Raw genomic sequence first — 26,634 nt, forward strand, 5'->3', positions numbered from 1 at the left:
GTTCGACCACCGATGACGGAAATGGTTCAACATATTCCGGCGATCATACGGGTCGTCATCGCTTTTTTCGTCATCCTGGCCGCCATCCGGGGAAGATTATCCCTCGGCAACGCTTTTCTCCTCGGTGCCCTCTGCCTGGGGGTCCTCTTCGGACTGGACGCCCGCTCCATGGCCGGGACCCTGTTGCGGTCTGTCATCTATCCCAAAACACTTTTCCTGGCCATTGTCGTCTCCCTTATCCTTGTCCTCAGCAGCAGCATGGAGCTCGCAGGGCAGATGAACCGGCTTCTCTCCCGTTTCCGGGGCCTGATATCGAAACCAAGGATCACTCTTGTCATCTTTCCCGCATTGATCGGTCTCCTTCCAATGCCGGGCGGGGCCGTTTTTTCGGCCCCCATGGTGAAGGAACTGGGCGGGCGGACCGGGTTGGGTCCTGACCATCTGAGTTACATCAATTACTGGTTTCGCCATATCTGGGAATACTGGTGGCCTTTGTATCCCGGCGTGCTACTGGCCACCAGTCTTTCAGGCATCGATCTCTGGACTTTCGCGGTTTCCATGATCCCTCTTACCCTGGCGGCCTTTGCATTTGGATATCTGCCCCTCAGGAATCTGCACCTGCCTGCCGGTGAGGGTCAGGCGGGACGGCGCCCGTCCCTGGTCCCGTTTCTTCGGGAACTGTCGCCGATCGCGCTGGTGATCGCCGGCGGACTTGGCCTGGGAATGGTATTCTCTCACTTTTTTCCGGAGAGCAATGTTGCCAAGGAATCGGGGTTGATCATCGCTCTGTGCATTGCCATTGTCTGGGTCTGGTACGATAACCGGCTGGGCCCGGTGAAGATCAGAAGGGTGCTCACCGACCCTCACATCCTAAGCATGTTGTACATGGTGTTGGCCATTTTCGCATTCAAGGGAATTCTTGAAGGAAGTCAAGCGATTACGTTGATCAATGACGAGATCGCCAGGCTCCATGTCCCCCTCACCGCCGTTGTGGTGCTCCTTCCTTTTTTCGTGGGGGCCGTCGTGGGAATTACCGTTGCTTTTGTGGGAAGTACCTTTCCCATCATAATATCTCTCGTGGTGTCCTTCGACGGGACGTCGTCGCTGATGCCCTACATCATGCTTGCCATGGGATGCGGGTTCCTGGGGGTCATGCTCACCCCCCTGCATCTCTGTTTCATGCTCTCCAATCAGTATTTTAAAACGGGGATCACAGCCGTATACCGGCATATGGTTCTGCCCTGCCTGTGTTTTTTCCTTGTCTGCCTGTCCTACTTCTTTATTTTACGACGGTTGTTCGACTCACTGTAAGGAAAGTGAATGTTCGAACGCTCTGAAAGCAGGTTGCCGGCGAAGGGACCGCTGAACAGAGCGATGACATATAGCAGTTGCCGGGATGGGCTTTTTTCGTGTATAAAAGATAACACCTTCGTAAAAGGTCCATATGTTTCGTTATGCTTCATCCCGATGCAGCAGCCGCTGCAGCAGGGGATGGAGGGGTGATCTATGGAAAAAAACAGGGGATATTTCATGCACGGACATCGGGCCCATGTCGTCATCACGATGATCATCTTCGTTGTGGCGGCTCTCGCTGTGATATGTTCACCGGCAGGTGCTGAGAAGGTCTACAAATGGATCGATGATGATGGTGTTATCCACCTTTCTGACAGTCCTCCCCGTAAATCGGAGAGTGCAAAAAATTCTGTGGAAGTCATCCGTGTGCCCATGAGCAGAAACCGTGGTGCTTCCGATTCGGTGTCCGATGAAGGGGGAATCACAATACCTCTTACAGCCACGAATCAGGGATATCTGGTAGATGTCCTTTTTAACGATTCCGTGAAGGCAACGCTGGTACTCGATACTGGTGCGAGTCTGGTGGTAATTTCGGAAAATCTCTTTCGACGGTTGGGACAGAAGAAACTTCGAGGTGCGCCGAAAGTGAAGCTTATAACAGCAAACGGCCTTATTGAAGCGGACCCGTCAATAATCAGAAAAATACAGGTCGGTACGGTTTTTAAGGAAAATGTACCGACAGCGGTGACGCCGGACAGCGTCATGTATGAGAACTGTGACGGTCTTTTGGGACTGAGCTTTCTCCGTGATTTTCACATGACCATCGATCATGAGAAAAAAACGATCGTATTAAAAGAACGGTAATTTCCCTTTTCCCGGTCCGCCCCGGCAAAACGCCCGCCGGGCACCCCGAAGATTTTTTCAAGTGCCCTGTTCATTTTCTCCATGCGATAGACATGATGTTATGAGTTATTCCGAAACGACCGGTGAACCGGGAGGGGATCACCCGGGCGGAAGGACGGGTGATGAACGGCAGAAATAAAAGAATGACATTGTCATGGACCGTGGTTGACGGTTCATCCCCGCGGGCCTGTGAATTCGTGGCACGTGAAACGGGGCTTCCGAAAGGCCGCGTCAAGGACGCCATGAGCAAGGGCGCCCTGTGGGTCCGCAGGAAAGGCTCACCGGGAAGGCGGCTGCGGCGGGCCACGACGGTGCTCAAAAAGGGCGATATCGTGGAGTTCTATTACGATGAAGCCCTGCTGGCCCGTGAACCGCCGCGCGGCCTGTGCCTGGAGGATTTTGAGAACTACAGCCTGTGGTACAAACCTTCAGGGTTGATGGCGCAGGGGACGAAGTTCGGAGACCATTGCTCGCTTCTTCGCCAGGCGGAGCTCTTCTTCGGTGGTGAGCGTGGCGTGTTCCCCGTTCACCGTCTTGACCGGGAAACGGCGGGCCTTGTTCTGACAGCTCACACCCGGGCGGCGGCGGCGAAGCTTTCCCGCCTGTTTCGTGAAGGCCTGGTCATCAAGCGATACCGTGCCGAGGTCTCCGGAAACCTTGCGAACTGGAAAAGATCGGGTGCCATGGAGGGGCCGGTACAGGGCAGGGAGGCCCGCACGGAATTTACATTCAGGGAGTACCGGATCGAAACGGATTCGTCCCTCGTCGATATCACGCTCGGGACGGGGCGAACGCACCAGATACGCCGCCATTTCGCCGCTGCGGGTTTCCCCCTGGTCGGGGACCCACGGTACGGCAGAGGGAACAAGAACCGGGAGGGGATGATGCTGTGTGCCCGGGAACTTGTGTTCGAGTGCCCTTTCGGCGGGGGTCGCCGTTCTTTCTGCGTGGATCGGTACCCCGATATATGCGGGTCTCTGTGAGAGAACGATACAAAACATCATTCCCGGTTTTTCACTCGAATTCTTGAGCCCGGGCCCCCTGGATCCCGAAAAATACAGTACCTTTTCGGAGGTGAGCTGAAAAGTTATAACGTTTTCAAACATAGACAGGAAGGAGAGGAGACATGGAGGGTTTTCGATCACTGATGGGTCAGTTGAACGCGCTCATTGCGGGTGCGATAGCGGGCAATGAGGTGTGGAGATTTGTCGCGTCACTTGTCATTATCGTTGGAGGATTTTCCCTGCTCGAGGTCCTGTGGCGGCGAGCGAACCGGTGGGTCGAGGACGTTATGGATAAAAAGCAGTACCGGAAATGGCTGCCGCACCTGTCGGGCTTCCTTCCCGCTGCGCGCGTAGCCGCCGCAGCGGTCCTGTTACGCCTTTCCGAAGTGCCCCTTTTCCTGCCGGAGCGGTTGCTCGCGCTTCTACACGGCCTTGAAGCCTTTCTTCTGGCCCTTGCGCTGATGATCTTTCTGTTTCAATGTATCAGGCTGCTTGACCTCGTGTCGATCATACTTCCCGGACGCTATCGCCGGAAATTTACTGAGGACATACTGAAGGGTCTCAAGGGAATTCTCAGGATAGCCGGTGTCCTTCTCACGGCCGCCGCCTTTATCTATACACAGAAGTCGATCCTTCCCGCCTGGCTTGTCGAATCATCGGCCTGGCGGTACCTTTCTCTGATGTTCGTCGTCCTGATCCTTTTCCTGGGAGGGCGGTTCTTTAATTCTTTTCTGCAGACCGTCACGACGGCTCTCAAAGATTCCACGGAGCGGGCGCGGTTGCGTCTCGTCATGCAGGCTTCCCTGTGGCCGGTCCGGCTGCTCCTGGCGATGATCATCATCTTCGCCGTCCAGGAAATTCTCGTTCTGTCTCCCGGCGCGGAGCGTATTGCGGAAATACTGGCGGAGAGCCTGGGAGTGCTGGTGGTTGTCGTCTTCCTTTACAAATTGCTCGATCTCGTTGATTATGAACTGATCCGGTTCGTGAAACGCGAGGATAACGATTACGATATGAACCTGGTGCAGTTCGTCCGTATCGCTGCCAAGGTCCTTATCGTTGTTTTCGGTGTTGTCTTTCTCATGAAGACCGTAACGGGAAAACCCATGACCACGCTCCTGGCCGGTCTCGGTATCGGCGGCCTCGCGGTGGCCCTGGCCGCCCAGGATACGCTGAAAAATCTTTTCGGCAGCTTCATGCTCATGATAGACAAACCATTTGCCGTGGGGGATTGGGTCAAGGTTGAAGGGACCGATGCCATCGTCGAGGAGATCGGCTTCCGGTGCACCCGCCTCAGGAGTTTCTGGGGGAACCTTATCTCGATACCGAATGAGAAAATGGCTTCCATGAGTATTGAAAACGTGCAGCGGCGGCCGTACATCAGGCGCTGGATGAACCTGACCATTACCTATGACACACCCCCGAAGAAGGTGGAACGGGCCGTGGCTATCGTCAAGGATATCCTTTCAAGTCGGCCCGAACTGGATCCGGCCTATCCGCCCCGGGTCCATTTCAACAATTTTAATGACGCGTCGCTGAACATTCTTGTCGTGTACTGGTATCGTATCAATAATTACTGGGAATCGATGGTGTTCAACGAAAAGATAAACTTCGAGGTGCTCCGGGCCTTCAATGAGGAGGGGATCGAATTCGCTTTCCCGACCACCACCACCTACCTGGCCCATGATGAGCGGAGGCCGCTCACGTTTACCCTTGCCGGGTCACCGGGGGTACTGCCGGAGGGGACGCGGACGAATTGAAAAAAACCGGAAGATGTCGGACCGTTGCGGCATCACCTCTTGAAAAAATATCTTGAATAGAGTGTGAAAGGAGCATAAAGAAACAAACAATACGAAGCCGTTACGGGAAGCAATGCCGGCGGCGAAACCCATCACGGAATGAGAACGTGAAAACAGAGGTGGATACAACACTTGCGGGTTCAAAAAGGGGCGGGAGGGCCGTTCTCGTGCTGACCCGCAACCATGACGACGCGCGGAAGCTCTCCCCCTGTTTCCGGGGTGGCAGGTCCATCGATGAAACTGATACCGTGGCATCGGCCCTTGAGATGCTCCGCAGGAAGCACTACGATTTTGTCTTTGCGGACATTGAGATCCTTCGAGAAAAACTGGCGGGAAATGGATACAAGACAGTCCTCCAGCCCTTCTGGCTCGCTTCTTCAGGCGTGGAGATCATCGTCATGGCCCCCCAGGAAATGATCAGGGAGGCCGTCATGGCCGTCAAGGCCGGCGCCAGCAACTATCTGACCTATCCCCTGAATCCCGATGAAGTGAAGTTCGTCACCGACAGCATCTATGAATCGGTCGTCATGCAGTCGGAATTCGAATACCTGCGCGACAAGTTCTGGGAGAAAGATTCACTCGAAGCGGCTCAGACCCGGAGCCCCCTCATGAAGAAGGTCTTCGAAAAGCTGAAAATGGTATCCTCCACGAAAAGCACCGTTCTCCTCAGTGGTGAAACGGGAACGGGTAAGGGGGTCCTTGCCCGCCTGATACACAGCCACAGTAACCGCAGTGAGGGGCCGTTCATCGGCCTGCACTGCGGCGCCATTCCGGATACACTGCTGGAAAGCGAGCTTTTCGGTCACGAGAAGGGGGCCTTCACGGGTGCCGTGAAGCGACAGATGGGAAAATTCGAGATTGCCAAGGGTGGGACCATCTTTCTTGATGAGATCGCCACGATAACACCGCCGGCCCAGATCAAACTGCTTCAGGTTCTCCAGGACGAAGTGTTCCAGCGTGTCGGTGGCGAGGAGGTCATCGAGGCCGATGTGCGGGTCATCGCCGCGACCAACACGGACCTGAAATACATGACCGATGTCGGCCAGTTCAGAAGGGACCTGTATTATCGTCTGAACGTGTTCCCCATAGAGATCCCGCCTCTGCGGGAGCGTCCCGAGGACATTCCCCTCTTTATCGATATCTTTCTGAAGAAGCTGAACAAGTTTTCCACCAAGGAGATATACGGCGTCCATCCCGATGTCATCAAGGCATTTCGGAAATACTCATGGCCGGGCAACATAAGGGAACTTCAGAACCTGATCGAACGGGCCTATATCATAGAGGAATCATCCGTGTTGACACCTGAGAGCTTCCCCTCGGAACTCTTTGCGGATGATCTCTGTGTCGGGGGCGTGATGGTCGATACATCACTGACCCTGCGCGAGTTGCGCCAGTCGGGAATAGAGCAGCTTGAGCGGCTCTACGTGAAAGACCTCCTCAGGGAGAAGAAGGGCAGTATAAAAGATACGGCCGCCGCCGCGGGGATCACCACCCGCCACCTCTTCAAGCTGATGAAAAAATACGACCTCCACAAGGAAGACTTTAAAAGCAAAGGCGGTTGACCATACAACATCAACAGCCTGTTACCCTGATGTGTATCCCTTTTGAAGCGGGTTTTACGGGGTTTAAAAGTTTTTCTCCTCCCTTTGTAAAGGGAGGCCGGGAGGGATTTTTGTATGTAAAATCCCCCTTGATCCCCCTTTGCCAAAGGGGGAACTAAAGGAACACTTGATATCTCGCGTTTTACGATTTTCACTCTGTCGCTCTGTCGCTTTGCCCCTTTGTCGCTTTGCCTTTTTCCCACCGAAACGTTTGCTTGATAACTTTTATCAATTATGCAAAATTAAACACATATCATCATCTATGTTCTGAGGATTGCCGAAGGCCGGCACGGTTGTTTTCGGATCGCCGGAAGTGATCCGGCGCGGTGCCGGCGGTTTTCAGGCGGCGTGATCGGGCATACCGATCACCGGGGACGGCAAGAGTGGGGGGCTGGTCGTGACATCCATGGACGTTTCTGAACGCGAGTATACTGAGCACCAGATCCGTGAACGCATAAAAGAGTTGCAGGCGTTTTACAATCTGTCAGAACTGGTCGCGAGGGAAGACATCAGCCTGGATGAACTGTTTCAGGAATATGCGAATATCCTGCCGAGAAGCTGGCAATACCCCGCAATCGCCTGTGCCAGGATAAAGGTCGATGGAAGCGAGTTCCGTTCGGATAACTTCAGGGAATCCGAATGGATACTGTCTGAGCCGCTCAAGGTACACGGCTCGGTTGCGGGGAAGATCGAAGTTGCGTACCTTGAAGAGATGCCGGATAGTGACGTGGGGCCGTTCCTGAAGGAGGAAAGGCAGCTCTTGAAGGCCATCGCCGAGCGGCTGGGGCACATCATCGAGCGCAAACGTGGCGAGGAGGAAGTACGAAAACTTCTCTCGGAAAAGGAACTCCTCCTCAGGGAAGTGCACCATCGTATCAAGAACAACATGTCAACGGTTATGGGCATGCTGTCACTCCAGGCGGATGCTTTGAATGACCCATCATGTGCCTCTTCTCTCGCTGATGCGCGAAGCCGTATCCAGAGCATGATGGTTTTGTATGACAGGTTGTACCGGTCTTCTGATTTCAGGGCGATATCGACGGAGGAATACATTGCATCCCTGATCGATGAGATCGTCGGTAATTTCCCCAACCATAGATCGGTCAGAATAGAAAAACGGATAGATGATCGGGTCCTCGACGCGAAGACCTTATCCCCTGTGGGTATCATTCTCAATGAGTTGCTCACGAACGCGATGAAACACGCCTTTGCCGGCAGGGAAGAAGGGTTGATAGGCGTGACCTTTTCGTTCCGGGACGGCCATGCGATCCTCGATATTTACGATGATGGCGTGGGTATTCCGGAAGACTTCGATATCAAGGCCTCCACCGGGTTCGGGATGCAGCTCGTCGACATGCTCACGGAACAGCTTGGAGGGACCCTTCGGGTCGAACGGCGGCAGGGGACACGGTTCATCATCGAATTTGACGTATAACCTGTCCCCGGGGCGCTTCACTCTTCCGTGCCGGACCGTTCCCGCAGTTTCCTGCGCAGGACCTTGCCGATCGCGCTCTTCGGCAGCATATCGATGAACTCGACGATTCTCGGCCGTTTGTACGTGGCCATTTTCTCTTTGCAGAACTCAAGGATATCTTCTTCCGTGGTTTTGCCCCTGAATTCTTCCTTCAATACCACACACGCCTTGACGGTCTCTCCCCGATATTCGTCGGGAACGCCGATAACGGCGACCTCCATGACCGCCGGGTGCTGCATTATATCCGATTCCACATCGAAGGGCGAGATATTGTAGCCGGAGGCGATGATCAGGTCCTTGATGCGATCGACAAAGAAGATGAACCCTTCCTCGTCCATGTAGCAGGCGTCTCCCGTGTGAAGCCAGCCATCGGTCTGGAAGGTTTCCTTCGTATCTTCCGGTTTGTTCCAGTATCCCTTGGCGACCTGGAGACCCCGGTACATCAGTTCACCCGTTTCTCCTCTCGGGAGGATTTCCCCCGTTTCGGGGTTGACGATCTTTGCCTCGCCGGCTACGGGAACCCCGATCGAATCGGGGTTCGAGCGGTTGGGGAGGTTCACGATCGCTCCCGCGTTGCATTCCGTCATACCCCAGCCCTGACTGAGCTTTATTCCCGTGTTTTCGTGCCAGCGTTTCTGCAGTTCCGAGGGTACCGGCGCGCCCGCTGCGATGCAGACCTTCAGGTTGCCGAGGTCATGGCTTTTCAGATCGGGCTGTCCCAAAAGCGCGATATACACCGTGGGTATCGCCACAAGCGAATCGACCTTCCATGTATCGATCAGACGCAGGTATTCCGCGGCGTCGAACATGGGCATGAGGACCACGGTCCCGCCCTTGTAAAGCATGGGATGGAGCATGAGGTAGTAACCGCCGATGTGAAACATGGGAAGTATCTGGAGGTTGACGAAGTCATGATCGCAGCCGACGGTGTGACATTGCGCGAGGCAGGCGTTTATCATGCTGTAGTGTGTTTCCATGACGCCCTTCGGCGGTCCCGTGGTTCCCGCGGTATAGATGATCAGTGCCGTGTCTTCCTTGGAATTCACCGTAACTGCCGGCGGCGTGGGTGGATAGGATTCCAGCAGTTCCATGAAATCGACGGTGCCCGGGATGGACTGCTTTTCGCTCGTCAGGATCGGCGGCACCCATCCGTCGGGTCCGGAGAAGTCGCGGATATATACGCTGATGACATGTCGAAGCCCTGTCCGGCCTTTGATACGATCGATCAACGGGCAGAGGAGGTCAAGGCAGATCACCGTCTGGGCGCCGGAATCGTTGAGAATATAGGACATTTCATTATCCTGGAACATGACGTTGCAGGGAACGGAGATGGCCCCGAGCTTGATGACGGCGTGAAAGGCGAGGACCGCCTGTATGGACAGGGGCAGGACCACGGCGATACGGTCACCTTTTCTCACGCCCATGGCGACCAGCGCCGTCGCGAGCCGGTCCGAGAGTTCATCCATTTCCCTGTACGTGACCTCGCGACCCATAAAGACCAGGGCCGTTTTCAGGGGAAACCGGTAAACGGATTCCTTTACGAGATCGTAAAAATTTCCCTCGGGGGCGGGCGGTACCGGTTCGGCACCCCAGCCCGGGTCATGCCTGACATACGAAAAATGTTCAAAAATATTTGGAAAATCCTTCTTCATGGTCCCCTCCTTTTTCCGATTTCATGCATATCGTATTGTTGTTTTACGCGACCCGGCCCATCAGTTTCCGATGGTCACCGCGAGGCCCGCGTCATTCACGATGCGTTTCAGAAGGGATATGTGAGCGTCAGAGGGTTGTTTCGCTTCGGGCATCTCATACACCGTGCCGATCTGTGCGCACTTGCTCATGCCGCCTTCGTGGTAGGGCAGAAATGAGACCTTCTCCACATTCAGGGTCTTCCCCAGCGTGGCGATACGACCGATCTCGTCGGGGTCATCGTTCACCCCCGCAATGAGCGGAATGCGAAGCCAGGTCCTTACACACCCTGCGATGTGTTCGAAATTGGACAGGATCAGTTCGTTGCCGACACCCGTAAAGGCGCGATGGATATCATCATCAAGTGTCTTGATGTCGTACAGTACCAGATCGAGGCAGGGGAGGATCTCGTCGAAGGCCAATTTCTGCGCGTACCCGGTCGTGTCCAGGGCGACGGAGAGACCTCGTTCCTTCAGGGCCGCTGCAAGCTCCGCGGCAAACCGATGCTGCATGAGCGGTTCGCCTCCGGAGAGGGTTACCCCTCCGCCGGAGTTATGGTAAAAGGGCAGGTCTCTTTCAACTTCTTCAATGATCTCATCACGGTCCATATAGGTGCCGGACACCTGGAGCGACCGGGAAGGGCAGGCGTCAAAACATTCCAGGCACTGGCGGCATGCATCCCAGTCGATCACCCTGCCCGTATCGGGTATCATATGGATAGCGTTGTGCGGGCATGCCTCCGCGCACCTCCCGCAGGCGGTGCATCGTATGTCCCTGGCTATCAACTGAGGCTGCATTCGCTGCGATTCCGGGTTGCTGCACCATTTGCAGGACAGGGGGCATCCCTTGAAGAATACCGTGGTCCTGATACCCGGTCCGTCATGGAGACTGAATCGCTGAATGTTGAATATGACGCCCTTTGTCATGGTTCCCCGGGGCCGCTCCCCCCTGGATTACCGGAATGACTGCTCCGTTCTGGCGATGATAGAATCCTGCAGCCCTTTGCTCAGGTCTACAAAGTAGGCACTGTATCCCGCCACCCGAACGATCAGGTCCTGGTAATTTTCGGGGTGTTTCTGGGCCTTCACATAGGTCTCTTTATCCGCCACGTTGAACTGGATATGACTGATCCCGAGATCGCCCCAGGTCCTCAGGTAGCTGATGAACAACTGTTTCATATCCCCGTCGAGCGCCGATGGGGGAAATTTCTGGTTCAGCAGGTGGTTGTAGGTTTTTGTCGTGCTTATCTTCGATGCCGATTTCAGCACGGCCGTAGGGCCTTTGAAGTCCGCTCCCTGAACCGGTGAAAGCGTGGCATCGGCAAAGGGGTCGCCGTCCCTGCGTCCGTCGGGTGTGGCCGGTGTGCTGATCCCCGATGCATAGGTTCCGGAAACGCCGCTTCCGTCGCCCCTGCAGGGGTAGCCGAAGCGGTCGGTGAATTCGGCCATCACCTCCGCAGTCCTGTGATGTATGAGCGAGGCGATGTCATCGGCATAGTCGTCATCGTTGCCGTACTTCGGTGCGTGAAGCACCCGCTGCCGGAGTTCGTCGTGTCCCTCCCAGTTCTTGTCCATGGCTTCGATCAGCTCTCCCATGGAGACCGTCCCGTCGTCGAAGACGAGTTTCTTGATGGCCGCGATACCATCGACGACGTTCGTGGTGCCGATGATGACGCAGAAATCATGCACCCGCGAAGGATAGATCCACCGGCGGCAGTCCTTTCCCTTTTTGATGCACCCTTCGAGGACTGCCGAATAAAACGGTCGCGGCAGGTATTTCTCGTATATGGTCCTGCAGGTGTTCTCGATCCTGTTCTGCCTGCCGAAAAAGTGGCGCACCTGTTCGAGGTAGGCCTCAATGACGTTGTTGATCGACGTGAAATCCGCCGGGTCGGGCGTCGGGGCGCCCCACTGTTCACCGGTTTCAGGATTGATACCCCGGTGCAGGGCCCACCACAGGCATTTCGGGAGTATAAGCCCGCCCAGGGCCCGCCGGGCGATGTTCTTTCCGGGGAGTTCGATGTAGACACATCCCGTTACGGCGTAGTCGCGGGCGTCTTCGAGGGGAACGTCCCATTCCAGCAGGGTGGGTAGCAACGTCATATCATTAAAAAATGACGGATACCCGATCCCCGTGCGCAGCACTTCGGTGACCCGTGAGAGAAGTTCGTCGGGCGTGCCGTCGTGATACCGGAGGGCGATGCTCGGTTCGAGACTGCGCATGATCCCGGCGGCTTCGAGCACCAGATAGGTCATTTCATTCGTGACGTCGTTACCGTCCTTATCGACACCGCCTATCGTAATGGCCTGGAGAGAGGCAACACCCCCATAGATCGCGCTCAGGATCGGCGAGTAGATCAGGCCCAGTTCATGGAATTTGACCCAGAGGAGCAGCAACAGTTCGAGGGCCCCCTCCCTGGTGATCTCCCCGCTCGCGAGATCTCTTTCCAGGTAAGGGCCGAAGACCTTGTCGAAGCGGACCCCGATCCCCAGTGTTGAGTATTCCAGGTATCTCATGACATGGATGAAGAAAAATGACTGGAGGGCTTCCTGAAGGGTCCGGGGTGGATGTTCGGGGACCCGCTCGCAGATCTCGGCGATCTTCAGGAGTCGCCCGCGGTCCTTCTCTTCCGTTGCCTCTTCCGCCTTCATACGGGCCAGGTCCGCGTATCGATGGGCATATGCTATGGCGGCCTTCAGGGTGATCAGGACCGCTTCGAGGAACTCCTTTTGTTCGATGTAATCGGCGGGGACCTCCCTGTCGATCGCCGCAAGTCGTTCCTGTGCCTCTTCCATGATGCCTTTCAGGCCGATCCTGAATATCTTTTCATAGTCGGGGATGCCCAGCTCCGACCAGTGTGTCCAGAGAAAGGTGCCCTCATAGACCCAGTATTTCAGGATGTCCCCCGTGAACGCTTTCTGCTGGATGTCACTGATGGACCTGCCTTTCCAGTATTCGACCATTTCAGACAGTTCCCGGCGCCCCTCGTCGTCGAGGAGTGCCTGTCCTTCCTGCCCGGTGACGACCCTCTTGACGGAACGCCAGTTCATGTCGATGCCGAAATAGAGGCCTTCCGGCGTTGCGGCGGCGTTTCCCACGAGCCGTTCCCAATCCTGAATATACAGGTCCATCTTGTTCAAAATATTTTCGAAGGCCTTTGCCCTCCGCAGAACCATGGGGAGACCGTCCGTTTCCCTGTACGATTCCGTGAGATAGCGTGACCGCTGAAGGTCGAGCCTGATATCGGGGCGGTACATGCCTCGTGCGGAATCCTCGTCCTGATATCCCCTCCGCACGTTCCGAACAGCCTTGATGACCAGTTTGTCTTTGATATGTTCCGCGGCGAGATCCATAAGACCCTCCTGTAAAATAAATTGCGTTCATGATACTAAATGGCATTCAATGAGTCAATCGTCATTTTACTTTTTCTGCGATTTGTGTCACAGTGAGGTTCGTGAATTCGCGTGGCATTGAGGAACGCTTTATTGTAAAGAGATAAACAGGAATATCGAGCGGGGAGCTTACACAGTGGAAAAATCGACCTTCAGCGATCTCAAGTTGCAGGAACGGGAAACCCGGAAGAATTTGATAATCGATGCGGCGGAGCGAGTATTCGCCGTCAAACAGTTCGATCAGGTGAGCATGAAAGAGATTGCGAGGGAAGCCGGCATTTCGGCGGCGTCGATATATACCTACTTTACCGATCAGGAGCATCTTTTTGTCGAGGCCTTTCTCAGGGAAACGACGTCCCTTGTGGATACGCTCAAGGCCAACATATGCGACCGGGAAGAGGTGGACATGGAAGCCGTTATCAATGTCTTTCTCGAATATTTCAGCGAACATGACGCCTATTTCAGGATGATGGCCCACTTCATGCTGTACGGAAAGATCGGATCCGAAGCGCTGGAAAAATTGAATCACACGGCGCGCGGGGTCGTGGACCTGTTCGATACGATATTCATAAAGATGAAATATGAAGGGGACGATGTACGGCTCATGTCGCATACGTTCTTTGCGGCATTGAATGGGATAATGATAAATTTTCGAAGATACCCGGGGAGAAGTGAAGAAGAGATCCTGTCTCACATGAAACGGCTTGGAAAGATCGTGGCGGAGCTCTTCGGGACGTACCTGAAGCAAAAGGCGGGATCAGGTCCGGCAATATAACATAGAAAGGGTCAACGGTAGACTTGACCCCTTTATTCTTTATTTGTGATTCGTGATTCGGAAAGTTTTTTTCTTAACGCTTCACGTTTTACGTCTCACGCTGTTTATCTTTCTTGTCGTTTTTCCTTCCTTTTTTTCCTCTCAAACAGGATATCGGAATTTGCAGTACCTGTTTCAGGCATATCGGAACTACTGGTTCCGATATGCTAAAATGTCTTATGATATCGAAAGGATATCATAATTTCTTCATGCTGCAACCGGAGACGCTGATGAAAATCGGAACTGCCGGTTCCGACCAACGACACCATCATTCCAGATATATCATTTAATATCATATAGTTGCGTCGCTGGTACGCCTTTTGCGATTTGTGCCGCATAGTGAGGAACGGTTCATTGGTGACAAGAGGAATTATTGCGGTGAAGAAGGGTGACGTCATGTTGAAAGGGATCGTGATTCCCATAGAGTGGGATGAGAACGGCTGTGTGACCGCCGTGGCCCTCTCCACCCACACCGAAGACAGTTATGTGATCGAGCGGTTCGGCAAGGGACGTGACCTTTTTGAGTATCTCCAGTCCGAGGTCGCGGTGAATGGTGTCGTGCGGAGGGTTTCCGGGGCGAAGCACCTGCGGGTGACGGATTTCCGGTTGACGAAAGCATGGGATTGAAGGCCTGTGACAGTGAACGGGGGTATTTCCCCTGAAACATGCCTGTAAGGAGGAGATGTATATGGTGAGGCGAAGAAATCGGGGTATTATCGGCATAGTGATCATTATTGCCTGCGTCGGGCTTTTTTTCAGTGTTTCCGGGGCCGGTGAGCTGATGACCATCACCGGCCAGGTTACTGAGGATTTTCAAATCCTTTCCGATGACGGTATCCCCTATGAGATACTTATCAATGATATGGGCGCGGAGATCGTTGACCATATCGGAGAGCGGGTGAAGGTCACCGGCATTGTTGAGGAAGACGAAGGCTACAAGGTCATTGATGTTCAGTCATATACCGTTCTGGAATAAAGAACCGGTGCAGAGGACACCGTAGTAAGATTGAAAAATTAACGACATGATGGAAGGGAGAGTGAACAGCATGGAAAAGGAAATTTCGGCTCACGAGGAGATCGAGCCTCCCGGTTCGGGGGGCGTTGGCGGGCTCTTGTGGCGTGAGCCGGGGGAGGCTCTTCAGCCGGACCCGGTTCCATGGAATCAGGGAAACAGGAAAAAGAAAAGGATCGCCGTTTCGAAAAAGGCGTCCCACGGGGGATGCGTCACCAGTGAGAAAGCGGTGCTGTTCATGCGGCGCCATTTTCCGGGTGTAACGGTCCGGGAGTGGAGTGACTGGCAGTGGCAGTTGCAGCACTGTATTTCAAGCTCCTTCGAGCTGGATCGAATGCTCAGGCTCAGTGAAGATGAACGTAACGCCCTGGCACGATACGGAACGTCACTACCGGTGGCAATAACACCGTATTACGCGAGCCTCATCGATCCCGATGATCCCGGACAGCCGATCCGCAGAACGGTGATCCCCGTTACCGCTGAAATGAACTGGAGCACGGGGGAAAGCGAAGACCCCCTCAATGAAGACGATGACAGTCCTGTTCCGGGGCTGGTTCACCGATACCCGGACAGGGTCCTTTTCCTGGTGACTGATTTCTGTTCGACCTATTGTCGCTATTGCACCCGCTCGAGACGGGTCGGAAAACCCTCGGGCTGCCTGACGGGAACGAAGCGGTGGGAACAGGCCATCGCGTACATTGAGTCCACCCCGTCCATCCGTGACGTGCTGGTTTCCGGCGGCGACCCCCTGACACTTTCCGACGACCGGATCGAGTGGCTCCTTGAGAGACTGCGGCGTATTCCTCATGTGGAAGTGCTGAGGATCGGCACGAAGGCCCCCATGGTCCTTCCCCAGAGGATCACGCCAGCCCTGGTGCGGATGCTCAAGCGGTATCACCCCCTGTGGATCAGCATTCATTGCACGCATCCCGACGAGCTGACCGAAGAAACGCAGCAGGCCTGCCGGCGTCTCGCCGATGCCGGGATACCCCTTCAGAGCCAGACGGTGCTCCTCTCGGGGATCAATGACGATGTTGCGACCCTGACGAAGCTTTTTCACGGGCTGGTGCGCAGCCGGGTCCGTCCCTACTATCTCTTCCAGTGTGACCCGATCCCGGGTTCCGGGCATTTCCGGACGCCCGTCGCCAAGGGGATCGAGCTCATGCGGGGGATCAGGGGATTCACCAGCGGCTTCGCCGTGCCAACTTTCGTTATCGACTGTCCCGGCGGCGGCGGCAAGGTCCCCATCGGATTCGATTACACGGCCGGTCATGACGGTGAAGACCTGGTACTGCGGAACTACCAGGGAAATACGTACCGGTATCCCGATACCGGTGCTGATCGGTACCGGGGTCACAGGGAGGTGCCCGGCAGATGAAGATCGGCATGACCTATGACCTGAAAGATGATTACCTCAAGGCCGGGTTCGGTGCCGAGGAAACGGCGGAATTCGATAAATCGGAAACGATCGATTCGATCGAGGAGTGCCTGCACGGCCTGGGCCATGATGTTGAGCGCATCGGGAACGTGAAGGCCCTCGTGGCGAAGCTTCATGACGGTAAGCGGTGGGACCTCGTGTTCAATATAGCCGAGGGGCTGCGGGGATTCGGTCGGGAGGCCCAGGTCCCGGCCATACTTGACGCTTTCGATATCCCCTATACCTTCTCCGATCCACTGGTGCTGACCCTGACGCTCCACAAGGGAATGGCGAAGCACGTTGTCCGTGACCTCGGTATTCCCACGCCCGATTTTGTCGTCGTGGAGGCGGCATCCGACCTTCCGGCGGTGTCGCTTCCCTATCCGTTATTCGCAAAGCCCGTCGCGGAAGGGACCAGCAAGGGGATCGACGGGACCTCGCGGATCGAGGACGCCGCGTCGCTGGGGAACGTATGCCGGCGCCTGATGGCCGAATACGATCAACCCGTGCTGGTGGAGACCTATCTGCCCGGCCGGGAGTTTACCGTGGGGATCGTGGGAACGGGACGCGCGGCCCGCGCCATCGGGGCGGTGGAAATTCTTCTGAGGGGCGACGCGGAACCCGGAGCGTATTCCTATGTGAACAAGGAGAATTACAAGAAGCTGGTGGAATACCGCCTGGCGGAAGACGAAGCGGCGACCCGCGCCTCGGAAACCGCCCTTGCCGTGTGGCGCGGCCTCGGCTGCCGCGACGCGGGACGGGTCGATATCCGCCTTGACGCCGGCGGTGTGCCGAATTTTATCGAGGTGAACCCGCTGGCCGGGCTTCACCCCGAGAATTCCGATATCTGCATCATCGCCAACCAGGTTGGAATGGGTTACAGAAACCTCATTGCCGAGATCGTGGGATCGGCACTGCATCGACTGAACGGCGGGGGAAGGGTCCGGTAGGCGGTCCATGGGCAAATCTCTGATCGGTATCGTCCACAATGTTCCCCGCGCTGAAGGATATGATTTCACCGATTCTTCGCAGGATGTCCTCGTTCAGGTGGGATCCGTTGAAAAAGCCCTCGGTGAGCTCGGGTATTCATCCCGGCGGATCCCCTTCACGAGAGATGTGGACAGGTTTGTCGGCGATGTGCGCAGAGAAAAGATCGGTCTGGCCTTCAACCTCTGCGAGACCGTTGACGAGGAGCCCCTCTTCGCGGGTCACGCGGCGGCCGTCATGGAGCTTCTCGATATCGCCTTCACGGGGTCTCCCTCGATGGCGATCATGAACACCACCGATAAGGTCATGACCAAGCGGATATTGAAAGCCTGCGGGATCAGGACCCCGGAATACCTTATCTACGAAGGTTCGGGGCATTTCAATCCGGGGTGCCTGCGGTTTCCCCTTATCGTCAAACCACGGTTCGAGGACGCCAGTGTCGGTATCGACCAGGAATCCATATTCAGCGGGGAAAAGAAATTGAAGGAGAAACTCCCCGTGCTTTTCAAACGGTTCGGTCCCCTGCTGGTCGAGGAGTACATCGAGGGAGATGAATATAATGTATCGCTTTTCGGACATCCCGTCCCCCGCGTGATGCCCGTGGCGGAAATAGATTTCTCGGCCTTTCCCGGGGAACTGCACCGCATTGTCGGCTACCGGGCAAAATGGGATGAAACGTCCTTTGAATTTCATCATACGCCGCGACGATTTCCTGATGACCTGAGCCCGTCGCTGCGGAACAATCTCGAAGCGACGGCCCTTGAGTGTTTCCACATTTTCATGCTGCGTGATTACGGGCGTGTCGATATCCGGGTGGACCGGAACCAGCGGCCCCATGTACTTGAAGTGAACGCGAACCCCTGCATAAGCCCCGACGCGGGATTCCCGGCATCCCTGGCACAGGCCGGGATATCGTACCGTGACATGATCAGCCATTTCATCACGTTCGCCGCACGGCGCTCATCAGCCCATGATCAGACCCGTTAATCCTTCCGACAGAGAACAGATCCTGAGCATCCTTGGCGGGTGGGACGCCTTCAACGAAGAGGAGGTCCTGGTCGCCATGGAGCTTGTCGACGATGTTCTTTCAAAAGGGAAGAACAGCGATTACCTGATCTTTTGCGATGTTGACGGCAGGGAGCGTGTGGAAGGCTATATCTGTTTCGGTCGGATCCCCCTCACCGATTTCTGCTATGACCTGTACTGGATAGCCGTGGACCGGAGCAGCGCCCGGCGGGGCGTGGGGAGGAGACTCCTTACGTTCATGGAGGAAGATGTTCGTCACCGGGGCGGCAGGAAGGTCTATATTGACACATCGTCCACGTCCGGATACGGGCCGGCCAGAGATTTTTATGAACACCACGGGTATCGGGTCGTCTGCACGATCAGGGACTTTTATCGGGATGGAGACCACAAGGTATTGTATTGTAAAGAGATATGAAACACGAAAATCCACACATGCAAGGAGCAGGTCAGGTATGGAAGACATTTTGATCAAATGCGTTCAGTGTAACCGGGAGTTTGTCTTTTCGGCGGGCGAACAGAGTTTTTACCAGAGCAGGAATTTCACCTATCCGAAGCGCTGTCCCGAGTGCCGGAAGAAACGGTCTGATGAGAAAACCTCGGGCGGGAACACCAGAGAACGTCGAGCGAGCGGTCCTCGCGGTCGGGACCCGCTCTCCGTCTAAGAATAGTCACCCGGATGCGGACCCGTTGGGTCGATCGCCGGGGGCGACATTCGACGGGTGAGTCCGTTCTTGACTTTCCGTGCCGATTTTCCTAAACCTTTTTCATCAGCGATCTTCATGCCGGGCACATCTGTGTCCCGTTCACGGAAGGGAAAATGACGCCGTTCGGCGGGGGTGGAGGTGTGTCCGCCCTCGTCGCGGCAGAAGGAGGGAAGGATGAGTGAACTGTCACGATCGCAGGTGGTATGGAAGGTGCTTCGGGATGCGGCGGAAACAATGCCCGAAAAGATCGGGTATATCTGTCAGGGACGGGAGATCAGCTTCCGGGAGATGGATGAGATAACCGATCGAGTCGCGTCGGGTCTTTTACAGATGGGGTTCAAAAAGGGTGACCGGATCGGGATCATCGGGTTGAACCAGCTCGAGTGGCTCTATACCTATTTTGCCGCCGCGAAGATCGGTGCCGCCATAGTAGGCCTCAGCATCCGATACCGGGACATGGAGCTCGATTACATGATCAATCACTCCCAGGCGCGGGCGATCGTGACGATACCCGAGTTCTTCGTGACCGATTATGTCAAGTTCTTCGATGAGTTCCGGGGAAAAATACCCTCCGTCACGGAATTCGTGTTCATCGGGAAAACGGGATTTCCCGGGAGCTTTACCTTTGACCGGCTTCTCAATGCCGATGTGGATCGGGATGCCCTTGAGAAGTCCAAGGAGGCGGTGCGGCCCGATGACCTGATGATCATCATCTATACCTCGGGGACGACGGGAAAACCCAAGGGTGCCGCCATCTCTCACAAGAGCCAGCTTGCCGCGGCGCGGGCCCAGGCCGAACATATCAGGGTAACGCCGGATGACCTGATCCTGCTGCCCCTTCCCTTCAATCACGTGGGCGGTATCACCTGCGGCATCTGCTCCCTGCTGCTCGGACGCGGGTGCTGTGTCCTGATCCCCATGTTCACGCCCGATGAAATGATCGACCTTGCCGTTCAGTACAGGCCGACGGCCTTTGCCGGAGTGCCGACGATCCACACGCTTCTCCTGATGAACGAGAAATTCAAGGGGTGGGATAAGAGCAGCGTCAGGCTCGTCATCACCGGCGGGTCGAACGCGGAACCGGAGCTGCTTCGGCAGCTTTCCGAGGCCTTTTCCAACGCGCTCCTGATGAACCTCTACGGCCTGAGCGAGGCTTCCGGCGCCGTTATCATGAGTCCCGAGGACAGCGATTTCGAGCATACGGTCCTGAGCATCGGTAAAACCATCGGTGATTTCCGGGCGCGGGTCATCGATATGGACGGAACGGTCCTGCCAGCCGGCGAGATAGGCGAACTCTGCATTGCCGGTGACTGTGTCGTGGGCGGGTACTTCCGGATGCCCGAGGAGACGGCCGAGACCATTGACCGTGAGGGATGGCTTCATACGGGTGATATGGCATCCATCGATGAAGAGGGATACGTGGTCCTGAAGGGCCGGAAAAAAGAGATGTACATCACGGGCGGCTTCAATGTCTATCCCGTCGAGGTGGAGAATCTCCTGTCGAAACACCCGAAGGTGATGATGGTTGCCGGGATCGGTGTTCCCGATCCCGTTCTCGGTGAGGTGGGACGATATTACATCGTTCCCCATCCGGGCACGGAGCCGACGGCTGAGGAGATCAAGGAATTCTGCAGGCAGAACCTGGCCGACTACAAGGTGCCGAAGCAGGTCGTCTTTCGGGAGCAACTCCCCCTGACGCCGCTTGGAAAGATCATGAAATCACAGTTGAAAGAGAATTTTATCGCCACGGGCGAATAGGGGGCGCCTCACTCCAGCATTTCCCAGCCGCCGATATCCGGCGGCGCGTCCTGTGATGGGAGGGTGTCCCAGTCGGGCCAGCTCGTGTTCTGCCGGAAGACGGCGTTCGCCGCCTCATCGACCGTTTCAAAGGAGGCGAGCCATATCCCGCCGATGCAGAGCTTTATCATGTCGAACGCCGTTTCATCGGGTTCGATGGAAAAGGTGCCCACCGGTGTTCTCAGTATCAGGATCATCGATCACCCCTGCTGTTGACTTTTGCGGTGAGAAGGAGTATATTGCGCCAACGAAATTCGCGGAAGCGGGTTTCACACAACAATACACAAAAGGAGTTGTTCGTGGAAGCGTCTGACAATCCGCTCGGTTATGGGTAACCAGGGCCCGTGACTGTCCCCGCCGTTGATTATCATGTAATCATGGGTCTTCTCACCCGTAACCTTTAAAGCTTATTACCACATTTCCGGAACCGAAAGAACGGACGGTATGCCGTCTTCCCTGATCGGTCTGCCTCGTGGCAGGGACCGGTTTCATCGGTGCCGGATCGGACACGCTTGTGTCCGCAGGCGACACGAACCGCCCCTGCGAAGGAGGTTCGCTGTGATTCTCAAGTTAATTCTTATATTTGCCTCGGGTATTGTCGTCGATCTTCTCCTGACGAGATATACCAGCGCCGTGGCCCAGAAAAAGATCGCCTGGGCGACGATCCTGAGCGGCACCATCACGATCGTGAATTTTACCCTGCTGACCCTCATTCTCAAGGACAGCGCCACGAACGGGATGTTCAACATCATGGCCTTTGCCGGGGGAAACACCCTCGGTACTTACATAGCCCTGAAAAAGGCGTGACCCCCGAACCGCGTCACAGCATCTTTCTGACAGCCGCCGCGATCTTGTCCGGCGACGGCAGCATGGCCGTTTCAAGAACTTTTGCATACGGAATGGGGCATTCCGGTGCGGCGATCCGGACCGGGGCCGTCCTCAGCACCCCGAACCCGGCCGAAGCCACCCGCGCGAGCACCTCTGCGCCGATACCGCCCGTGCAGGGCCCTTCCTCAACCGTTACAAGCCGCCCCGTTTTCTTGACGGATCGCAGGATCGTCTCGCCGTCCAGGGGGTAGAGGGTGCACAGGTCGATGACCTCAACGGCGATCCCCTCTCTTTCGAGGAGTTCGGCCGCCTCGAGAGATACTCCCACGCCCAGCAGATGCGTTACGATCGTTACATCATCCCCGGATCGCCGGATCAGGGCTTTCCCGAGGGGGAGCGTGTATTCCCGGTCCGGTATCCTGCATGTTTCAGCATACATCAGTTTGTGTTCGAAGAAGATGACGGGATTGTTGATGCGTATGGCCGATTTCAAAAGGCCCTTGGCGGTGTAAGCGTCGGAAGGGGCCACCACCATCAGTCCCGGGACCCCGAAGAGATGTTTTTCCATGGACTGGGAGTGCTGGGCGGCCATGCCGATCCCGCTGCCCAGGGGTGTCCGGATCGTCAGCGGTATCGAGACCTGTCCCCCTGTCATGTAGCGCAGTTTTGCCGCCTGGTTGATGATCGGGTCCATGCAGCAGGTGAGAAAATCCCCGAAGAGGATCTCGGCTATGGGTCTCATGCCGGTCATGGCCGCACCCACGGCACCGCCGACAATCCCGTATTCGCTGATGGGTGTGTCGATGATGCGTTCCGTCCCGAACCGTTCGATCAGACCCTCGGTCACGTTGAAGTATCCGCCCAGGGTCACATCTTCCCCCCAGAGAAAGACGCCGTCGTCGTGATCCATTTCTTCGGCGATGGCCTCGTTGATCGCCTGTGAGAGCGAGACCTCTCGGTCCCCGTCGCCGGGGAAGGGTATGGATCCCGTAAAGAAACGTTCATCCTCCGGAGTATAGACGTCATCAAAAAGGGCCTCGACCGGCGGGTCCTCCTCTCCCTGCGCGAAGGCGACGGCACTGTCGACGGCCTCGGCGGCTTCTTTCCGAATTGCTTCGATCTCCGTTTCCGTTGCCGTCCCGCCCTCGATCATTTCCTTTATCAGGCGGGGGATCGGGTCCTGCTGCCGGTACCGTTCCTTTTCCGATTCGTCACGGTACAGCTCGGGGTCGCCCTCCATGTGTCCGTGCCAGCGGTAGGTCATGAGCTCCACCAGCCGCGGCTTGCCGTCACGCCGCATGTCACGGATGACGTCACCCACCTTTTCATAGACCTCGCGCACGTTGTTGCCGTCGAACCTCAGGGCTTCGATCCCGTAGGACTGGGCCCTCCGGTACAGCTCCGTCACGCCCGAATGACGTTCCAGAGAGGTGAACTCCCCGTAGAAATTGTTCTCCACCACGACGAGAACGGGCAGGCCGAAGACGGAGACCATGTTCATGGCTTCGTGGAACATGCCCTGGTTCACACTGCCGTCCCCGGCGATAACAACGGAAATATCGTCTCGTTTCCGGTATTTGATGGTCATGCCGGCACCCATGGCAAGAAGATACCCGGCCCCCACGATCCCATTCGCACCGAGCACACCCCGCGTTCCGTCGGTGACGTGCATGGAGCCGCCCTTTCCCGCGCAGAGCCCCTTTTTCTTTCCGTACAGTTCGGCCATCATCGCTTTCAGGTCGGCGCCCTTCGCGATGATATGGCCGTGTCCGCGGTGGGTGGTGTTCAGATAATCCGATTCCCTGAGGTTCAGGCACACGCCGGCCGCGACCGCTTCCTGCCCGGTGGAAAGATGGATGGCCTCCGTGGGGATCTTTCCTTCCTTGAACGATCCGGCCAGGTGTTCCTCGAAGGCGCGTATGATGCACATGGTTCTGAGAAGCTCCCTGTCGCCCGCCCGGGCCGGTTCTTCATTGTTCAGGACGGGGGCCGCGGGGGCGCCGCCGGTTGTGAGCACTATGGGGAACCGCGGCAGGACGTCCGGTCTGATCTCTTTTTTTCTGAAGAGATCGGAAAGACCGAAGGCCGACTTTTTTCTCTTCACCTTCGCCGTTTTCCCGAGGAGGTCCGTCCGATCGAATTCCCGCAAGACTTCCGGATACATGGCAAAGGCCGGTTTCAAGGCCGGTATGAGCTTCAGCGCCTTTTGCACCGAACCCTTGGGAATGATCTTCCGGCCGGCGATCGCCATGGGGACGTTGAGGTCTTCCATCCAGAATTTATGGCTTGTTTCGGAAGAAAGGATCATTTCCACATCGGCCTTGATGTCTTCCTCCGGGTTCCAGTAATAGCGGGGCGCCTCGCCGGTGTTGTCGATATACAGCACCGACGGATAATCGGTATACCGGAACTTGGCTATGATCCGGACCCCCCCGATGGATGCAACGATCTCCGGTGACAGCAGTATCTTGTCCCATAACCGCGACAGGATCGCCTCGAACTCTTCCTGGTCCTTATAGGGTGCCATGGTTCCCTCCTTGAGATTATTCCCCCTGAAATTAAATAGATACAACCATTATGGTGCGGTTTTGTCAATAAGGAGAAGACGGCTGTGTCAGAACGATCTCCGAGACAACGGCGAAATGGTCCGATATAACGTCGTCGACGACGGCATGGGAAAGAAATTCAAGCTCCCGGGAAATGAGTATCCAGTCAAGCCGCATGAACAGGTCCGGAAAGGTATGCAGACCGGCGGCATCCGGCCGGTACGGCCTGAGATTCAGTATCTCGGAAAGACGTCGAAGCGGCGAGTTCCAGGATGACCATTCACAATTGAAATCGCCCATGACGATCAGGGGTCCCTGTCGCCATGACAGGTTGTCTATGATCTCCGAAACCTGCCTGTGGCGGACCGACTTTCGTGAGAAATCCAGGTGGACCGATGCCACATGAGCGTTGGTGCCGGGAACTCCCGGCCAGGGGACGGTGCAGATAGTCGCCCCCTTCGACGGCGTGGGTGGAGAGGGAGGAAAGGTAATCGCCAGGGGGTTCGTAAGGTCAAGTTTTGAAAGAAGAGCGGTGCCGTAGGAGACGACCCGCTTTTGAACGTGTTGTGCCAGGACGGAAAAGGGGTAGTCGGACATCCGGGCCAGGTAGGCGACGTGATCGAAATGCCCGCTCCACCGGGATGGAGCATCCGCTTCCTGAAGAGCGATGACATGGGGCTGCTCCCTCATGAAGACCCGCACGATGTCGTTCAGGTTCACCTGTATCGATGATCTTTTCTGCAGGATCTGATGAAATCCGTTTTTCCTGCCGTGGGCGACGTTGATGGTCATCACCTTGAGCGTCGAAGGCTGAATGATTTCAGACATTTCAGCGGCACCAAGATGGTTCGACCCGATGGATACGGGAGGACGAAAGACCCGGGCCCGTGATCGGAGCTGGGGGAAACGGTATCCGTTACCCCCGGTGTTCGGTTCGTATGGATATGAGAATAGTTTTAACGATCTCACTGTTTCACTCTTCATGATAACGACTTCCGAGGGCTTCCTGTTTCACATATACCGGGAATCGTCCATGGTGTTTGATTGTTCAGGGAACCTGGTGACCGCACTTTCTCATTGACGCGTGCGAGGTGAAAAGATGTAACATGGCGGTTATCAAAGAAATCCGGTTTGTTTTTTCATGTCCTGCGGCGAGGTTCACACGTTAACGAAACCTAATACCGTAAAACGGGGTTCACTTCAACATATATTCCACTCCCTGTCATAACCGGTTGAACTGCGGCCCTGTTTTGTGTATGTATGAACCGTTGCCCGTTCAGGGTAAAGCCGTTCCCGAGGGGATCGCGGAACGATCTGCTGGAGGATGGAACATCCATGCCGGCCAATTTGCCGCCAGATTATTTTGTCGCCGAACAACAGTACCGTGAAGCGAAGACGCCCGAGGGCAAGATAGAGGCCCTGGAGGAAATGCTCGCCATCATGCCCAAGCACAAGGGCACGGACAAGCTGCGGGCCGACCTCAGGCGCCGCCTTGCCAAGCACCGGGAGCAATCGCAGAAAAAGAAGGGGAGTGCCAAACATAAGACGGTGTATTCGATCGACAGGGAGGGTGCGGCACAGGTTGTCATCGTCGGTGCTCCGAACACGGGAAAATCATCCCTGGTCGACCGGCTCACGAACGCGGCGCCGGAAGTCGCCGACTTCCCCCACTCGACGCACAAGCCGATGCCCGGCATGGCCCTGTACGAGAATGTCCAGTTTCAACTGGTCGATACACCACCCGTTACCACCGAATATGTGGATCCCCTTATGGCGGACCTGATCCGTCGGGCCGACATCGTGGCGGTCCTGGTAGACCTGTGGGCGGATCCGCTTGAGCAGTTCGAGGAGGTCATGGCCATCCTCGAGGGGTTCCGCATCTTTCCCGAGGGATCTTCCGTTCCCGAGAACATCCTGAAGCAGCCCGTATTCAAGAAGGTCCTGGTGGTTGCCAACAAGATGGACGGTCCCGGAGAGGAAGAGGATTTCAAGATATTTCTGGAGTTGACGGAAATGAAGCTCCCCTGCCTCGGGATTTCCGTGAAGACCGGCAGAAACCTGGGTGAATTTCTGAAGACACTGTATCATATTGCCGATATTATCCGCGTCTACACAAAAATGCCGGGAAAGGAACCGGACCTGAACGAACCCTTTATCATTCCCCGCCGGAGCACCCTGAGCGAACTGGCCGCGAAGATCCACAAGGATTTTGTCGTCAATCTGAAGTACGCAAAGGTGTGGGGTTCTACAGTTCATGACGGGCAGATGGTACAGCGGGACTACGTCATGCAGGATGGTGACATCGTCGAGATCCACACCTGACGTGACACATGCTGTTTCCGACGAAAAGA

Annotated in this window: 23 protein-coding genes; 17 read left to right on the top strand and 6 right to left on the bottom strand. The window is 55.9% G+C overall.

From position 1 onward, the window contains the following. Positions 1–12: 12 nt before the first annotated feature. From JXO48_07695 to JXO48_07720, 6 genes are all read left to right on the top strand, one after another. Entirely contained in the window at positions 13–1,311 is a 1,299-nt protein-coding gene (locus JXO48_07695; protein MBN2283757.1) for a DUF401 family protein, read from the top strand. A 195-nt stretch (positions 1,312–1,506) separates the two neighbouring features. Continuing rightward, positions 1,507–2,157 (top strand): TIGR02281 family clan AA aspartic protease, encoded by a 651-nt coding sequence (locus JXO48_07700; GenBank protein ID MBN2283758.1) that lies wholly within the window; start codon positions 1,507–1,509, stop codon positions 2,155–2,157. 161 nt (positions 2,158–2,318) lie between these two features. Beyond that, on the top strand, positions 2,319–3,179 hold the full coding sequence (locus JXO48_07705; GenBank protein ID MBN2283759.1) for an RluA family pseudouridine synthase: 861 nt from the start codon (positions 2,319–2,321) through the stop codon (positions 3,177–3,179). Between the two features lie 143 nt (positions 3,180–3,322). Next, positions 3,323–4,957: a mechanosensitive ion channel family protein gene (locus JXO48_07710; GenBank protein MBN2283760.1), complete on the top strand. Its 1,635-nt coding sequence runs from the start codon at positions 3,323–3,325 to the stop codon at positions 4,955–4,957. A gap of 305 nt (positions 4,958–5,262) precedes the next feature. Continuing rightward, positions 5,263–6,558: a sigma-54-dependent Fis family transcriptional regulator gene (locus JXO48_07715; protein MBN2283761.1), complete on the top strand. Its 1,296-nt coding sequence runs from the start codon at positions 5,263–5,265 to the stop codon at positions 6,556–6,558. 436 nt (positions 6,559–6,994) lie between these two features. Continuing rightward, positions 6,995–8,032: a hypothetical protein gene (locus JXO48_07720; protein MBN2283762.1), complete on the top strand. Its 1,038-nt coding sequence runs from the start codon at positions 6,995–6,997 to the stop codon at positions 8,030–8,032. Positions 8,033–8,049: 17 nt separating this feature from the next. Here the strand turns inward: JXO48_07720 and JXO48_07725 are convergent, their stop codons facing one another. Genes JXO48_07725 through JXO48_07735 form a run of 3 tightly spaced genes read right to left on the bottom strand, consistent with a single transcriptional unit; the run spans position 8,050 to position 13,113 of the window. Then, positions 8,050–9,723, bottom strand: coding sequence for an AMP-binding protein (locus JXO48_07725; GenBank protein ID MBN2283763.1), 1,674 nt, complete (start codon positions 9,721–9,723; stop codon positions 8,050–8,052). A gap of 60 nt (positions 9,724–9,783) precedes the next feature. Next, a complete protein-coding gene (locus JXO48_07730; protein MBN2283764.1) occupies positions 9,784–10,686 on the bottom strand; it encodes a glycyl-radical enzyme activating protein in 903 nt (300 codons plus the stop codon). A gap of 27 nt (positions 10,687–10,713) precedes the next feature. Then, on the bottom strand, positions 10,714–13,113 hold the full coding sequence (locus JXO48_07735) for a hypothetical protein (protein MBN2283765.1): 2,400 nt from the start codon (positions 13,111–13,113) through the stop codon (positions 10,714–10,716). Positions 13,114–13,288: 175 nt separating this feature from the next. On the opposite strand from JXO48_07735, the gene JXO48_07740 reads away from it, so the two are divergent. The 9 genes from JXO48_07740 (at position 13,289) to JXO48_07780 (ending at position 20,870) form a co-directional block, all read left to right on the top strand. Next, positions 13,289–13,927, top strand: coding sequence for a TetR/AcrR family transcriptional regulator (locus JXO48_07740; GenBank protein MBN2283766.1), 639 nt, complete (start codon positions 13,289–13,291; stop codon positions 13,925–13,927). Between the two features lie 417 nt (positions 13,928–14,344). After that, positions 14,345–14,593, top strand: coding sequence for a hypothetical protein (locus tag JXO48_07745; GenBank protein ID MBN2283767.1), 249 nt, complete (start codon positions 14,345–14,347; stop codon positions 14,591–14,593). Between the two features lie 61 nt (positions 14,594–14,654). Beyond that, positions 14,655–14,942, top strand: a complete 288-nt coding sequence (locus JXO48_07750) for a hypothetical protein (protein MBN2283768.1) — start codon at positions 14,655–14,657, stop codon at positions 14,940–14,942. Positions 14,943–15,012: 70 nt separating this feature from the next. Next, positions 15,013–16,356 carry a KamA family radical SAM protein gene (locus JXO48_07755; GenBank protein ID MBN2283769.1) on the top strand — a complete coding sequence of 448 codons (1,344 nt, stop codon included), beginning with the start codon at positions 15,013–15,015 and terminating at the stop codon, positions 16,354–16,356. Continuing rightward, positions 16,353–17,345, top strand: a complete 993-nt coding sequence (locus JXO48_07760) for a D-alanine--D-alanine ligase (GenBank protein ID MBN2283770.1) — start codon at positions 16,353–16,355, stop codon at positions 17,343–17,345. The genes JXO48_07755 and JXO48_07760 overlap by 4 nt, the downstream gene beginning before the upstream one ends. Positions 17,346–17,352: 7 nt before the next feature. Beyond that, on the top strand, positions 17,353–18,369 hold the full coding sequence (locus tag JXO48_07765) for a D-alanine--D-alanine ligase (protein ID MBN2283771.1): 1,017 nt from the start codon (positions 17,353–17,355) through the stop codon (positions 18,367–18,369). Further along, positions 18,353–18,823, top strand: coding sequence for a GNAT family N-acetyltransferase (locus JXO48_07770; protein ID MBN2283772.1), 471 nt, complete (start codon positions 18,353–18,355; stop codon positions 18,821–18,823). The genes JXO48_07765 and JXO48_07770 overlap by 17 nt, the downstream gene beginning before the upstream one ends. 37 nt (positions 18,824–18,860) lie before the next feature. After that, the gene (locus JXO48_07775; GenBank protein MBN2283773.1) at positions 18,861–19,070 is read left to right on the top strand and encodes a zinc-ribbon domain-containing protein; all 210 of its coding nucleotides are present in this window, start codon (positions 18,861–18,863) and stop codon (positions 19,068–19,070) included. Between the two features lie 216 nt (positions 19,071–19,286). Further along, on the top strand, positions 19,287–20,870 hold the full coding sequence (locus JXO48_07780) for an AMP-binding protein (protein MBN2283774.1): 1,584 nt from the start codon (positions 19,287–19,289) through the stop codon (positions 20,868–20,870). Positions 20,871–20,878: 8 nt separating this feature from the next. Here JXO48_07780 and JXO48_07785 read toward each other — a convergent pair whose 3' ends face one another. Continuing rightward, the gene (locus JXO48_07785) at positions 20,879–21,106 is read right to left on the bottom strand and encodes a hypothetical protein (GenBank protein ID MBN2283775.1); all 228 of its coding nucleotides are present in this window, start codon (positions 21,104–21,106) and stop codon (positions 20,879–20,881) included. A 361-nt stretch (positions 21,107–21,467) separates the two neighbouring features. Between JXO48_07785 and JXO48_07790 the strand changes: the two genes are divergently transcribed. After that, on the top strand, positions 21,468–21,716 hold the full coding sequence (locus JXO48_07790; GenBank protein ID MBN2283776.1) for a hypothetical protein: 249 nt from the start codon (positions 21,468–21,470) through the stop codon (positions 21,714–21,716). A gap of 13 nt (positions 21,717–21,729) precedes the next feature. Here the strand turns inward: JXO48_07790 and JXO48_07795 are convergent, their stop codons facing one another. Next, positions 21,730–24,264 (bottom strand): hypothetical protein, encoded by a 2,535-nt coding sequence (locus JXO48_07795; GenBank protein MBN2283777.1) that lies wholly within the window; start codon positions 24,262–24,264, stop codon positions 21,730–21,732. 64 nt (positions 24,265–24,328) lie between these two features. Then, positions 24,329–25,267: an endonuclease/exonuclease/phosphatase family protein gene (locus JXO48_07800; GenBank protein MBN2283778.1), complete on the bottom strand. Its 939-nt coding sequence runs from the start codon at positions 25,265–25,267 to the stop codon at positions 24,329–24,331. A 351-nt stretch (positions 25,268–25,618) separates the two neighbouring features. Here JXO48_07800 and JXO48_07805 point away from each other — a divergent pair, with 351 nt between their 5' ends. After that, positions 25,619–26,605, top strand: coding sequence for a TGS domain-containing protein (locus tag JXO48_07805; GenBank protein ID MBN2283779.1), 987 nt, complete (start codon positions 25,619–25,621; stop codon positions 26,603–26,605). The last annotated feature ends 29 nt before the right edge of the window (positions 26,606–26,634 follow it).

It is taken from the genome of Deltaproteobacteria bacterium (genome assembly GCA_016933965.1).
GTDB lineage: Bacteria > Desulfobacterota > Syntrophia > Syntrophales > UBA2210 > JAFGTS01.